The following is an 11,791-nucleotide window of genomic DNA, read 5'->3' as shown; positions in this document are numbered from 1 at the left end:
CCATCCAACTCGAGGACCAGCTGTTCCCCAAACGCTGCGGTCACCTCCCGGATAAGCAGCTCGTCGACGCGGCGGTGTTCGAACAGACGCTGGCGGCGGCACTGGACGCCAGATCGGACGCGAACCTGCTGGTGGTGGCCCGCACCGACGCGCGCGGTCCGCTCGGCCTGGACGTCGCGATCGAGCGCGCCAACCGGTACGCGCAGGCGGGCGCCGACATCATCTTTGTGGAGGCGCCGCAGGACATCGGCGAAATCGAGCGCATCGCACACGAAGTGGACGCTCCCCTGCTGATCAACCTGGTGCTCGGCGGCCTGACACCGCCGCAGTCGGCGTCACGGCTGCAGGAGTTGGGATACGCGATCGCCATCCACCCCAGCAATCTCTTGATACAAACGACGTTCGCCATGCTGCAGAGCCTGTGCGAACTCAACGGCACCGACCTCGCCGCCCAGCTACCGACCTCTCCGGCCGACTTCTTCAACCTGGTTGGCATGGCGGAATGGCGCGCGCTCGACGATAAGTACGCACACACCGAGGACCGCACATGGGTATGACCATCATCGAAAAGATCTTCGCCGCGAAGGCTGGGCTAGGCTCGGTCGCACCGGGTGACACCGTCGTGGTAGACGTCGACATGACCGTACTGATCGACCTGCAGTTCGCCACCATGTGGATCCAGCCCAACCGGATTCACGACGCCGACAAGCTCGCGGTCATCATGGATCACGCCGTGCCCGCCCCGACCATCAAGGACGCCGAGGGGGGCAACCACGCCCGCAAATTCGTCGCCGACTTCGGCATCGAACGTTTCTACGATGTCGGTCGGCACGGCATCTGCCATCAGGTGATCGCGGAGAACGGGCTGGCTCGCCCGGGAGAAGTGCTGGCCTGCACCGACTCTCACACCTGTGCGGCCGGCGCATACAACGCCGCGGCCCGCGGACTTGGTCCCGCCGAGATCTACTCGATCATGTGCACCGGTTCCACCTGGTTTCAGGTCGCGCCGACGGTTCGCTATGAACTCGAGGGTGCCAAACCGGACGTGGTGAGCGGCAAGGACATCTTCCTGTACATCGCCAATGAGTACGGCGATGCGCCCAATCAGAACCTCGAATTCGGCGGCCCCGGCCTGGCCGGCATTCCCATGCACGATCGGCGGACCATCGCGACGCAGGGCGCCGAGGTGTCGGCCGACTTCAGCACGTTCGAGCCCGACGACGTGTTGGCGTCGTTTCTCGAAGAACGCGGGGTCACCGGATTCAACGCCGTCGCACCGGATTCCGACGCCCACTACCATGCCCTCCGGCATGTCGACCTGACCGCGCTGGAACCCTATGTGGCCCGGCCGGGCACCGTCAGCCACAACGGCTCACCGGTATCGCGACTGGGCAGGCAGAAAATCGACCAGGCCTTCATCGGCTCCTGCGCCAACGGCCAACTCGAGGACCTGCAGATCGCCGCGCAGGTGTTGCGCGGCAAGGCCGTCGCGCCGGGCGTGCGGCTGCTGGTGACGCCCGCCTCGCAATCCGTGTACCGCGAGGCCATGCGGCGCGGCTACCTCCAGGACCTCGCCGACGCCGGCGCCGTCGTCACCAACTCAACCTGCGGAGCCTGTTTCGGCTACCACATGGGGGTGGTGGGGCCCGGTGAGGTGTGCATCACGGCCAGTACCCGCAACTTCACCGGACGCATGGGCAGCACCGAGGCCGAAATCTTCATGGCCTCGCCGGCCACGGTCGCGGCGTCCGCGGTCACCGGCTACATCACCGATCCGAGGAGTGTGACCGCATGACGCTACGTTTCAGCGGCAAGGTATGGGTGTTCGGGGACAACCTGAACACCGACGCCATGTATCCAGCCTTCGCCATGAAGATGGAACCGGCCGAGGCCGCCAAGCACGTCTTCTACGAGGCGCGGCCCGGCTGGACCGACGAAGTGTCCCAGGGCGATATCGTGTTGGCCGGCAGGAACTTCGGGCTCGGTTCTTCGCGACCAGTGGCAGCGCTGTTCGTCGAGCTCGGCGTCGCCGGACTGGTCGCCGAGGAATTCAACTCGCTGTTTTTTCGCAACGCCGTGAACTCCGGGCTGCCGGCGATCACCGTCCCCGACGCCACCTCGGCGTTCAGCGACGGCGATACCGGAACGTTCGACCTCGCCGACGGCAGCTGGCGCAATGACACCACCGGCGCGTCCGGCTCGGTTCCGCGCCTGCCCGACCTCATCCTCGACATCATCGAGAGCGGCGGTGTGTTGCCCCGGCTCGCCCAACAGGGCTACCTGCCCCGTGAATTGGGCGACCTGCTGCGCTCACCCGCGGTGGCGATGCGCGGCGCCGGCAGCGGCGCATGATCGAGCGACTGGGCACGATGCTCCGCGGTGTGCGCGCGGGCGCCCACCGAAGTCCGCTCGCCGATGGCGCATTCGACGTGCCCACCACCATCACGGTGACCAGCGCCGCGTTCGACGACGGCGGCGCCATGCCGGCGTCCAGCGCGGGGAAGGGCGTCGGTGACAACACGTCGCCGCCGTTGCGCTGGGCGGGTCCACCAACCGGGACGCGTCAACTGGTGTTGGTTATCGACGACATCGACGTTCCGCTCCCTCGGCCCCTTGTGCACACCGCCGCGGTGATCGAACCGAACGTAGAGGGCGTGGCCGCGGGCGCGCTTCAGCCGGGATGCCCGGGGATCCGCTTCCTGCGGGCCGACCTGGGCCACCACGGCTACGCCGGACCGCGACCGATTCCCGGGCATGGTCCACACCGCTACCGCTTTCACGTGTTCGCGCTCGACGCCGTGCTTCCGGAAACCGTGACCAACGCCAAGGGCCTGCTGGTCGCGATGCGCGGGCACGTGCTGGCGCGGGGCACGCTGACCGGAACCTACGAGCGCTAGCTTTCCGGCATCAGGGCCATAACGTCGCGGAGCGTCATTCCGCTTGTTGCGGTTGCAATATCCCCCCGGGTGAGCGCCGATGCGGCGGATTGCACTGCCGCGGCGGCATGGGTGTAGAGCGCGGAGCCTGTGCTGATGCGCTTGACTCCAGCTGCCGATAATTGCGCCACCGTCGGTGTCTCCGACTTGGTACCTACGACGATATTGACCGGCTTCGGGGCGACCGCTTGCACAATCGCCGTGACGGCCGCCATGTCAGGCGGGTATGGCGCGTACAGGACGTCGGCACCGACCTCTGCGAACGCCGTGAGCCGGCGGATAGTGTCATCGAGGTCGTCCCTGCCATGCAAGAAATTGTCGGTTCGTCCGGTAAGCAGGATGCGACCCCTCGCGGCCTGCGCGGCCGCCCGTACTCGCGCAACGGCGTCATCGAATTCACGGATGGGACTGGCCGGGTCGCCGGAGGTGTCCTCCACCCCGATGCCGGCCAGGCCGCTGCCGATCGCGCCGCGTACCGTCGCCGCCACGTCTTCGGGCGTCGCGCCGTAGCCGTCCTCGAAGTCGCCGTTCACCGGCAAGCCGCTGACCTCCATCAGTAATTTGGCGTGCGCCAGATGCTCGGCCGCGCTGACGGTGTGGCGTCCGTCCTGGCGTCCCAGCGCGGCGGCCAGCGCCGCCGACGAGGTGCCCAGCGCAGCGAAACCGGCGTCCTTGAAGATCAATGCAGACAGTCCGTCCCATGCATTGGGCATCACGAATGCTTCCGGCTGCTGGTGCAAGGCGAGAAACCGCTCATAATGTCCAGCTCGAGTCATGACACTCTCCTGTCTGTGTTCGCCACTGCGAACGTTGGATCCCAATTCTCGCCTGCGCTCTGCGATTTGGCGCTCATCGGAGTCTCAGCAACAACTTTCGCATTAATTCCCGGTTGTAGTCGGGAAAAGCCAGTGGGCCCATATCTCCCACGAGGACGAGGGTCATGTCGCAGACACTAAGACACCTATCGTTGAGAAACAGGCCAGATGATACGACGACCGAGCTACGGCCAACGCCGCCGATACCGATGCCTACCTTGATCGTTGCAGGCCAGAACGCCTCCGCCAGGAAGTGCACCACGTTTTGAGAGGTCACTAGCCGCAAAGCACGGTTCGTCGGATCGTATGTCCCAGGGACATATTGCTCGTTGATTCGCGCTCGCGCATCTTCGTGTAGGGCTTCCAATGCCAAATGGTTGAGATGCCCGTTGACATCCATGTCACCGTAACGAGCTTCTTTCGTCTCGACCAGTGGGTACACGCTGAGCGCACAGCGAAGCGGGTGCGGCCGACTCGTCGTCGTCAGCCAGTCCGGGGAAACGGCATATTCATAGTGCACAACAATTCACACTCTCGACGTTCGACGGGTGTTCTCGCGGGTTTCGGACAACGCGGGCATGGATGATACCGTGGTCCATTCCAGACACGACGGTGCCAAATCTCGCGAGTTTGCCTAGCAGCCAATAGTTGTCGGCCAGCGCAGAAACACAAAGGCCTTCGTGTTGTCCGCAAAGATCGATCAGGGATTCAAGCATCATCGTACCGATGCCCCGCGTCTGATAGCGATCCTCCACCAAAAAGCCCAACTCTCTGATGTCATCCGAAACCAACGCGGCACTGGCGAAACCGACCACATCGCCAGGTTGGCTATCAAGGACCGCGACAACCGCGAAATGCTCGTTACCGCCGGCCAGCAGAGACCGCAGATAGCGCTGCGGGAAGATCGCGCTTGGTGCGAGCCACCGGGAGTAGCGGGTTGCCCGGCTACAACGGCCATGCATCGCAACCAGCGCGGCGCGATCGGTCACACAAACTTTGCGGACCCACACCAACGGTCGTCGACCGGCTACCGCACTGGATGGGGCCGCGAAGAGATCGGCGCTTTCACGTACCATCAGAGACACGACAATCCTTTTGATACCAGGCCTGTTCGGCGTATCGGCGTCGTGCTGCGGCGCCAACCAAAGTATTGAAGCGTCGCAAACAACAGCGTGTAGGCGGCGGTCGCCATCGTGAAACTCGCGCCGGCGGCCGTAAAGGGGACGACATCCGCGACCACCAGGGCGGCGGCCCCCACCGTATACAGCATGTTGGCAACGACGACACACATGCCGGCGCGGCGCACAGATGGCAGCCGGGATAGGCCCAGCACTATAACCCCGTAGCCGACGAAGAAGGCGGGTACGCCGTACTCGAACACTTCTGGTGCACCTACGAACTCGGCGATCCAGCCGGTTAGCCCTGCTACACCGAAGAAGCCGCTTATGACTGCGTCGGCACACATTGCGGACCGCAACAGCACGTCGCGGCGATCCGCTCGGCTCATCGTGTTGGCTGACATCGGTTCCCTTCTCGGATGGTTCGGCGCGGCATAGCCACGCGCACTTAGCCTTTGAAGTAGACGATCTGATGCGAAGTGGCCAGTAGCACGCCATCGCGGCTCCACAGTTGTGCGCTTTGGTCGAAGTAACCGCGGGAAAAGCGATTGGCCCGGGCTGTACCCAGGATGTAGTCCCCGGAGAGCGCCTCAAGCTGGCACTCGTCGGCATGGAAATACGTAGTGAGCGACACCGTTCCGGCAGGAACGGGCCCGCCGCGGCGCAGGAAAGCCCGCGGACAAAAAATGTCGCATAACGCCGCGATGGCCGGGTAGTCTATTCGGCGTTTTGCATTGTCGCGCATCCACATTGTAGTTACCGCGGACGGACTGATCGCTGCACCCTTGCCCGGAAAGGGGCCCTCGGCGAACCTGAGGTCAAACAGTCGTGCCCAGCCCACAAAGTCGCCCTGAGCCCTGTCGGGGGAAAGCCGCTCTGGCGGCGGCGCAACCGGAGGGCGAGCTACGGTATCTTCCCAACTGTCGCGCCGGATTCCGAACAGCGCGGTTGCGGTCGTCTTGACTTGGCCGGCTTGCCTTAGATCAAGCGTCCAATGTTGAGTAGTGCGATTGGTGCGCACAGCACAAACCGAGATGTCGAAGTCGCCGTCGGAAATGGGGGCGGCAAAGTTGACGGTCAACGCCAGAGGCTCACCTATGCGGCTCGGGTGTGTCTGGACGGCTTGCACCAGAACAGCAGCGGTGATTCCGCCGAATGGGCCTACCATGGACGCCCAATTCGGATGAGTACGTCCACGCCTCACGTTGCCCTCGCCGGCCTCTAGCTGAAGAGCCATGTCAAACGGGTGAGTCAGGGTCATCTTGATCCGCCTCGCATGTCTGCCGCTAGGTGCGCACGGCAATCGTCGACAGCAAGTCGGCAAGCCGAGCCGGCCGATCCACCATCGAAAACGTGCGTGCCCCCTCGATCACCTCGAGCCGCGAGTTGGGAATCGTGGCGGCCAGCCGTTTGCCATCCTCGACCTCAAAGAACACGTCGTCTGCCGACCACGCGATGAGGGCGGGCTTGTCGAACTCGGGCAACCGCGCAGCGACGCCTGTGGTGACTTCCGTGCGGAACGAAAGGGTCAGCTGGCGCAGATCCTCTGTGACGGCTGAGGCGCGAAGCGCCGAACTCACCCAATTCCGGGCGAGATCGTCGATGTCCTTGTGCGCCAAGCCGCCATACGCGCGCTTGCGTACGTTGGGTAGGCGCATTGCCTGTAGTGCTATCCGGAACAGCATTTTGGACTTCGCCGCCGCGATCATCGGCTGCAGGATCGGCGGCGGAAAGTGTTCGAACGCATCGCAACTCGTCAATACGATGGCACCGATCCGCTCAGGGTGATGCACAGCGGCCAGTTGCGTTACCACACCACCGGAGTCGTTACCGACCAGCACCACATCTTCCAGGCCGAGCGCTGAAAGTACTTGGGCGACGATGTCGGCGACACCGGCGATGGATCGGTCGGCCGTGGGGCGCAGCGGCTGTGGATGCGCACCCATTGGCCAGGTTGGGGCGATGCACCGTAACCCGAGCACGGCAAGTTGCGCACTTACCTCGCGCCATACATCGCCCGCCATCAGGTAGCCGTGCACGAATACCACCGGCCGACCGTTCTTTGGCCCGCATTCTTCGTAATAAATTGTTCCGGAACGGATTTCGATCTCAGGCATTGCAACTCCTGTATTGGCCGACACTTGTCACAACCGGTGCCGGATGGCTTTGACCAACCCAGCGGTTGGTTGACGGACTTCCGCTAGCGTATCCAGGCGTGGTAGAACAATCGAGAAATTGTCCTAGATACAAGGCGGACGAGTCGTGCCCACCAGCCGCTACTCCGAGATTGTGGATCGATTGACCGCTGAGATCCTCGACGGTCGGCTGGCCCCCGGTACCCGCCTGCCGACTCACCGTGATCTCGCACGCCGCCACGGCATCGCGTTGGCTACCGCAACGCGGGTGTACGCCCACCTTGCACGGGCCGGCCTCGTCGCGGGCGAACCTGGGCGCGGCACTTTCGTTCGCGACCAGGGTGGCTACGGCGGGTTGGATGGGCGTCGAATTCCGTTGGCAGCCCGCATTGCCGACTTATCATTCAATCAGCCGCTGGCCGACGATCAGGCCGAGCAGCTCCGGGAGGCACTGCGACAACTGGCTGCGACGGGTGACCTGCAGTCGCTGCTCATCCAGCATGCTCCCGGGGGACGGACCGTGGAGAAAGCCGCGGTCGCTACCTATGTCCTCGACCGCGGGATCGACATGCCGCCCAACAACATTGTGCTGGCCGCCGGATCCCAGCACGGTCTTGACGTTGCGCTGCGCGTGCTGACGCGACCAGGGTCGGTCATTGCTGTCGACGAGCTGACTTATCCCGGGATCAAGCTTCAAGCCGACGACCGCGCGCTGGAATTGGCACCCTTCTCATCCGACCCCGACGGTCCAGATCTCGACGCCCTGGCGAAGCTGTGCTCCCGCCGACGAGTCGCCGCCATCTACACGATCCCAACGCTGCACAACCCGCTCGGCTATACGATGTCGCACCCTCAGCGCGCTCGCCTGGTGGACATTGCGCGGCAGCACGACTGCGCAGTGATCGAGGACGGAACCTATGCCTTTCTCGAACCGCACTGCGGCCCAACCCTGTACACGTTGGCGCCGGAACGCACACTGCATGTCGCAAGCCTCTCGAAAAACCTTGCTACCGGCCTACGGTTCGGGTTCGTCGTCGTGCCAGACGACTACATCACCGCCGCTAAACAAGCGGTGCGAACATCAAGCTGGGGCACCCCGAGTCTGGTGTCGGCACTCGTGGCGGGTTGGCTGAGTGACGGTACCGTCACTCGACTCGAAAAGAGGCGCCGTACCGATGCACGGGAACGACAGCAGATTGCTCATCGCGCTTTGATGGGCCTCGACTATCACGGCCCCGCTTCGTGTTACTACGGCTGGCTGCGGCTGCCGGAAAGCGTACGCGGTGATGCCATCGCACACGAGCTGGCGAATAACGGCATTCTCGTATCGACCGCCGAGGCCTTCTGTGTCACGCAACATCCCCCGAATGCCCTGCGACTCGCATTGGGCACGCCACCGCATGCGGAGCTCGCCGACGCACTGGCTCGAGTTCGCGAGGTCGTGCTCGCAGCACAGTGGTGATCGTGTACGGCAGCCGGCTTCGGCCTGGCCGGCGACCATCTGGGTAGGCCGGGCATCGCCGCGCTGCAATCCGTTGCGCTGTCTTCGTGCGCGACCCGACCCCACTGACCTGCGGTTGGCAGTGTTTGGCAGCGGCTGGCGTCGATCTGGCAGCGGTTTGCGAGCAGCGTCGGTGGTGATCGCATCAGCCATCGAGAAAGGAACATCATGTCCGCTACCACGATCGACCGCGCGGGTACCCGGGACGGCTTGCTTCGCCTGGCCATGCGCGCCGACGCCGCCATCAGCGCGCTGGTCGGCCTGGCCGGTATCCCGGTGGCCGGCTGGCTCGCCGACCTGTCGGGCACCACGAAAGCGTTCGAGTACGGCATGGCCGCATTCTTGATCGCGTACGGCGTGGTGGTGTTCGGGCTGGCCACCTTGCCGTCGGTGCGGCGCGCCGGCATGGCCGTCATCATCGCGAACGTGGCATACACCGTGGCCGCGATAGTTCTCGTGCTCGCGGACGTCTTCCCGTTGACGGCGACCGGCGTGGTGTTGAACCTGGCGGCCGGCGTATACACGCTGGTGTTCGCCGAGTTGCAGTACCAGGGCTGGCGCCGCGCAAAGGCCTGAGGCCCAATTGCTCAGGGCCCGCTCGGTGCTCCCGGGCGGGCCCGCGAGTGTGCGAACTAGTCCTCGGGGACTTCGCGTTCGATCTCGTCGAGCCAGATGCGCGCCGACATATCGGACGGGGCCCGCCAATCCCCCCGCGGCGACAGCGAACCACCGTGCGACACCTTGGGCCCGTTAGGCAAGGCAGAGCGCTTGAACTGGCTGAACGAGTAGAACCGCTGCACGAAAACTTGCAGCCAGTGCCGAATTTCCTTCAGCGAGTACGACGGCCGTTTGTCCTCGGGGAAGCCGGGCGGCCAGATGCCGTGTTCGGGATCGCTCCACGCATGCCAGGCCAGGAAGGCGATTTTCGACGGCCGGAATCCGAAACGCAGCACGTGGAACAGCGAAAAGTCCTGCAGCGCAAACGGACCCACTTTCGCCTCGCTGCTCTGCAGCTCTTCCTCCTCGCCGCTGGGAACCAGCTCCGGGGTGATCTCGGTGTCGAGCACCGACTGCAACACCTCGCTGACCTCCGGCTCGAACTGTTCCGACGAGATCACCCAGCGGATCAGGTGCTGAACCAGCGTTTTGGGCACGCCGCCATTGACGTTGTAATGCGACATCTGATCGCCGACACCGTATGTCGACCAGCCCAACCCGAGCTCGGACAGGTCGCCGGTGCCCAGCACGATCCCGCCACGCTGGTTGGCCAGCCGGAACAGGTAGTCGGTGCGCAAACCTGCCTGAACGTTTTCAAAGGTGACGTCATACACCTTCTCGCCCCGGGCGAACGGGTGATCCATCTCCTTGAGCATCAGTTCCGCGGTCTCTCGAATGTCGATCTCGGCGAACGTCACACCCAGGGTGCGGCACAGCTCGGCCGCGTTGCGCTTGGTGCGGTCCCCGGTCGCGAAGCCGGGCAGGGTGAACGCCAAGATGTCAGCGCGCGGACGTTGTTCGCGATCCATCGCGCGGGCGGCGACGATCAGCGCATGCGTGGAGTCCAACCCACCGGAGATCCCGATGACGACCTTTGGGAAATCCAGCGCACGCAGCCGCTGTTCGAGACCGGCGACCTGAATGTTGTAACCCTCGAAGCAATCCTGTTCCAGCCGTTCCGGATCGGCGGGAACGAAGGGGAAACGCTCGACCTCGCGGCGCAGGCCGATGTCGCCGCCCGGTGGGTCCAGCCGGAACTGTATGCGCCGGTAGGTGTCCGTCGTCGTCCGGTGGTGGCGCCGGTTGTCGTCGAAGGTGCCCATCCGGAGCCGTTCCGAGCGAAGCAATTCGATGTCGACGTCGGCGACGCTTGACCGCTCCCCTTTGGGAAAACGCTCGGACTGAGCCAGCATCACGCCGTTTTCGAACACCATGGTCTGGCCGTCCCACGCCAGGTCCGTGGTCGATTCGCCTTCCCCGGCAGCCGAATACACGTAGGCGGCCAGGCATCGCGACGAGGCCGACCGGGCCAGCAGGCAGCGGTCCTCGGCGCGGCCGATCGTGATCGGACTGCCGGACAGGTTGGCCAGCACCGTCGCGCCCGCGAGCGCGGCCTCCGCGCTGGGCGGGATCGGCACGAACATGTCCTCACAAATCTCCACGTGCAGCACCAAGCCGGGCACGTCGGAAGCCTCGAAGAGCAGGTCGGGGCCGAACGGTACCTCGACGTCGGCGACGCGGATGGTGCCGCGCTCGTCGTCCCCCGGTGCGATCTGGCGGCGCTCGTAGAACTCCCGGTAGGTGGGCAGGTAAGACTTCGGCGCCACTCCGAGCACCTCGCCGCGGTGGATGACCACGGCGGCGTTATAGATCCGGTGCCGATGACGCAAGGGGGCACCGATCACCAGCACCGGCAACAACTCGGCCGAAGCCGCGACGATCTCCGCGATGGCCTTTTCGACATCGTCGAGCAGCAGCTCCTGCAGCACGATGTCTTCGATCGAATACCCGGACAGCGTCATTTCCGGAAAGACGGCCAGCGCGACGGCATCGTCGTGACATTCCCTGGCCATCCGCAGGACCGATTCGGCATTCGCGGCCGGATCACCGATGACGGTGTGGTGCGTGCATGCGGCGACGCGCGCGAAGCCCTGGCTATAAGCGTTGTAAAAGTCCATCGCCTTCCATTGTCGTCCCATGCGTGTCAACTCGGAGCTGCCGGGTATCCCCGACGCCATGAGCGACACAGCTGTCCTAGTGGTCGACATGATGAACACGTATCAGCATCCCGACGCTGAGAATCTAATACCCAATGTCGAGAAGATCATCGAGCCTTTGACCGATCTGGTTCGCCGGGCACGTGAACGCGACGACGTCGACCTGATATACGTCAACGACAACTACGGTGATTTCACCGCGCAGTTCTCCGACATCGTCGGCGCCGCATGCGACGGCGCCCGGCCCGATCTTGTGAAGCCGATCCTGCCGAAGGACGAAGGCCGCGTGATGACCAAGGTCCGCCACAGCGCGTTTTATGCGACCGCCCTGGCCTATCTGCTCAACCGGCTGGAGACCAAGCGGTTGATCATCACCGGTCAGGTCACCGAGCAATGCATCCTCTATACGGCCCTGGACGCGTACGTCCGGCACTTCTCCGTGGTGATCCCGACCGATGCCGTCGCACATATCGACCCCGACCTGGGCGAGGCGGCCTGCAAGATGATGGAACAAAACATGTCTGCCGAGCTCACGACCGCGGCGGACTGCCTGGGCTGAATCTCCTACTCTG

14 protein-coding genes are annotated in these 11,791 nt (G+C 64.2%); 7 read left to right on the top strand and 7 right to left on the bottom strand.

Features of this window, described 5'->3' with window-relative positions:
• From A5652_RS11545 to A5652_RS11530, 4 genes are all read left to right on the top strand, one after another.
• The coding region (locus A5652_RS11545; protein WP_082983864.1) for an oxaloacetate decarboxylase at positions 1-557 on the top strand (557 nt) is incomplete at its 5' end.
• Complete coding sequence (locus A5652_RS11540; RefSeq protein ID WP_067350784.1) at positions 548-1,795, top strand: aconitase/3-isopropylmalate dehydratase large subunit family protein; 1,248 nt, start codon at positions 548-550, stop codon at positions 1,793-1,795. The genes A5652_RS11545 and A5652_RS11540, both read left to right, overlap by 10 nt.
• Complete coding sequence (locus A5652_RS11535) at positions 1,792-2,352, top strand: 3-isopropylmalate dehydratase (protein ID WP_067350782.1); 561 nt, start codon at positions 1,792-1,794, stop codon at positions 2,350-2,352. Before A5652_RS11540 ends, A5652_RS11535 begins: the two co-directional genes overlap by 4 nt.
• On the top strand, positions 2,349-2,897 hold the full coding sequence (locus tag A5652_RS11530) for a YbhB/YbcL family Raf kinase inhibitor-like protein (protein ID WP_067350780.1): 549 nt from the start codon (positions 2,349-2,351) through the stop codon (positions 2,895-2,897). The genes A5652_RS11535 and A5652_RS11530 overlap by 4 nt, the downstream gene beginning before the upstream one ends.
• Here A5652_RS11530 and A5652_RS11525 read toward each other — a convergent pair.
• The 6 genes from A5652_RS11525 to A5652_RS11500 form a co-directional block, all read right to left on the bottom strand.
• Complete coding sequence (locus tag A5652_RS11525) at positions 2,894-3,712, bottom strand: isocitrate lyase/phosphoenolpyruvate mutase family protein (protein WP_067350776.1); 819 nt, start codon at positions 3,710-3,712, stop codon at positions 2,894-2,896. The two genes, A5652_RS11530 and A5652_RS11525, sit on opposite strands and share 4 nt — an antisense overlap.
• 73 nt (positions 3,713-3,785) lie before the next feature.
• Positions 3,786-4,271, bottom strand: a complete 486-nt coding sequence (locus A5652_RS11520) for a hypothetical protein (RefSeq protein ID WP_067350772.1) — start codon at positions 4,269-4,271, stop codon at positions 3,786-3,788.
• Positions 4,261-4,740 (bottom strand): GNAT family N-acetyltransferase, encoded by a 480-nt coding sequence (locus A5652_RS11515; RefSeq protein WP_067350770.1) that lies wholly within the window; start codon positions 4,738-4,740, stop codon positions 4,261-4,263. Before A5652_RS11515 ends, A5652_RS11520 begins: the two co-directional genes overlap by 11 nt.
• 86 nt (positions 4,741-4,826) lie before the next feature.
• Positions 4,827-5,273, bottom strand: a complete 447-nt coding sequence (locus A5652_RS11510; RefSeq protein WP_067350765.1) for a hypothetical protein — start codon at positions 5,271-5,273, stop codon at positions 4,827-4,829.
• Between the two features lie 44 nt (positions 5,274-5,317).
• Positions 5,318-6,130: an acyl-CoA thioesterase II gene (locus tag A5652_RS11505; RefSeq protein WP_067350760.1), complete on the bottom strand. Its 813-nt coding sequence runs from the start codon at positions 6,128-6,130 to the stop codon at positions 5,318-5,320.
• 25 nt (positions 6,131-6,155) lie between these two features.
• A complete protein-coding gene (locus tag A5652_RS11500; protein ID WP_067350755.1) occupies positions 6,156-6,986 on the bottom strand; it encodes an alpha/beta fold hydrolase in 831 nt (276 codons plus the stop codon).
• 145 nt (positions 6,987-7,131) lie between these two features.
• Here A5652_RS11500 and A5652_RS11495 point away from each other — a divergent pair, with 145 nt between their 5' ends.
• Positions 7,132-8,466, top strand: coding sequence for a PLP-dependent aminotransferase family protein (locus A5652_RS11495; protein ID WP_067350752.1), 1,335 nt, complete (start codon positions 7,132-7,134; stop codon positions 8,464-8,466).
• Positions 8,467-8,673: 207 nt separating this feature from the next.
• Positions 8,674-9,081, top strand: a complete 408-nt coding sequence (locus tag A5652_RS11490; RefSeq protein WP_067350750.1) for a hypothetical protein — start codon at positions 8,674-8,676, stop codon at positions 9,079-9,081.
• Positions 9,082-9,137: 56 nt separating this feature from the next.
• Here A5652_RS11490 and A5652_RS11485 read toward each other — a convergent pair whose 3' ends face one another.
• Complete coding sequence (locus tag A5652_RS11485) at positions 9,138-11,180, bottom strand: NAD(+) synthase (RefSeq protein WP_067350746.1); 2,043 nt, start codon at positions 11,178-11,180, stop codon at positions 9,138-9,140.
• Between the two features lie 58 nt (positions 11,181-11,238).
• On the opposite strand from A5652_RS11485, the gene A5652_RS11480 reads away from it, so the two are divergent.
• Complete coding sequence (locus A5652_RS11480) at positions 11,239-11,778, top strand: cysteine hydrolase family protein (RefSeq protein WP_067350786.1); 540 nt, start codon at positions 11,239-11,241, stop codon at positions 11,776-11,778.
• The last annotated feature ends 13 nt before the right edge of the window (positions 11,779-11,791 follow it).

Origin of the sequence: Mycobacterium sp. 1165178.9, from assembly GCF_001673555.1 — a bacterium.
In the GTDB taxonomy this organism is placed as follows: Bacteria; Actinomycetota; Actinomycetes; order Mycobacteriales; family Mycobacteriaceae; genus Mycobacterium.
The sequence above is the reverse complement of the archived record's forward strand: the minus strand, read 5'-3'. Positions and strand labels throughout refer to the sequence as shown.

Excerpts from the sequence above, each read along its gene's own strand:
- A5652_RS11530 (WP_067350780.1), top strand. The coding sequence starts at position 2,349 with ATGATCGAGCGACTGGGCACGATGCTCCGCGGTGTGCGCGCGGGCGCC.
- A5652_RS11535 (WP_067350782.1), top strand. The coding sequence starts at position 1,792 with ATGACGCTACGTTTCAGCGGCAAGGTATGGGTGTTCGGGGACAACCTG.
- A5652_RS11510 (WP_067350765.1), bottom strand. The coding sequence starts at position 5,273 with ATGTCAGCCAACACGATGAGCCGAGCGGATCGCCGCGACGTGCTGTTG.
- A5652_RS11490 (WP_067350750.1), top strand. The coding sequence starts at position 8,674 with ATGTCCGCTACCACGATCGACCGCGCGGGTACCCGGGACGGCTTGCTT.
- A5652_RS11525 (WP_067350776.1), bottom strand. The coding sequence starts at position 3,712 with ATGACTCGAGCTGGACATTATGAGCGGTTTCTCGCCTTGCACCAGCAG.
- A5652_RS11500 (WP_067350755.1), bottom strand. The coding sequence starts at position 6,986 with ATGCCTGAGATCGAAATCCGTTCCGGAACAATTTATTACGAAGAATGC.
- A5652_RS11480 (WP_067350786.1), top strand. The coding sequence starts at position 11,239 with ATGAGCGACACAGCTGTCCTAGTGGTCGACATGATGAACACGTATCAG.
- A5652_RS11540 (WP_067350784.1), top strand. The coding sequence starts at position 548 with ATGGGTATGACCATCATCGAAAAGATCTTCGCCGCGAAGGCTGGGCTA.
- A5652_RS11485 (WP_067350746.1), bottom strand. The coding sequence starts at position 11,180 with ATGGACTTTTACAACGCTTATAGCCAGGGCTTCGCGCGCGTCGCCGCA.
- A5652_RS11505 (WP_067350760.1), bottom strand. The coding sequence starts at position 6,130 with ATGACCCTGACTCACCCGTTTGACATGGCTCTTCAGCTAGAGGCCGGC.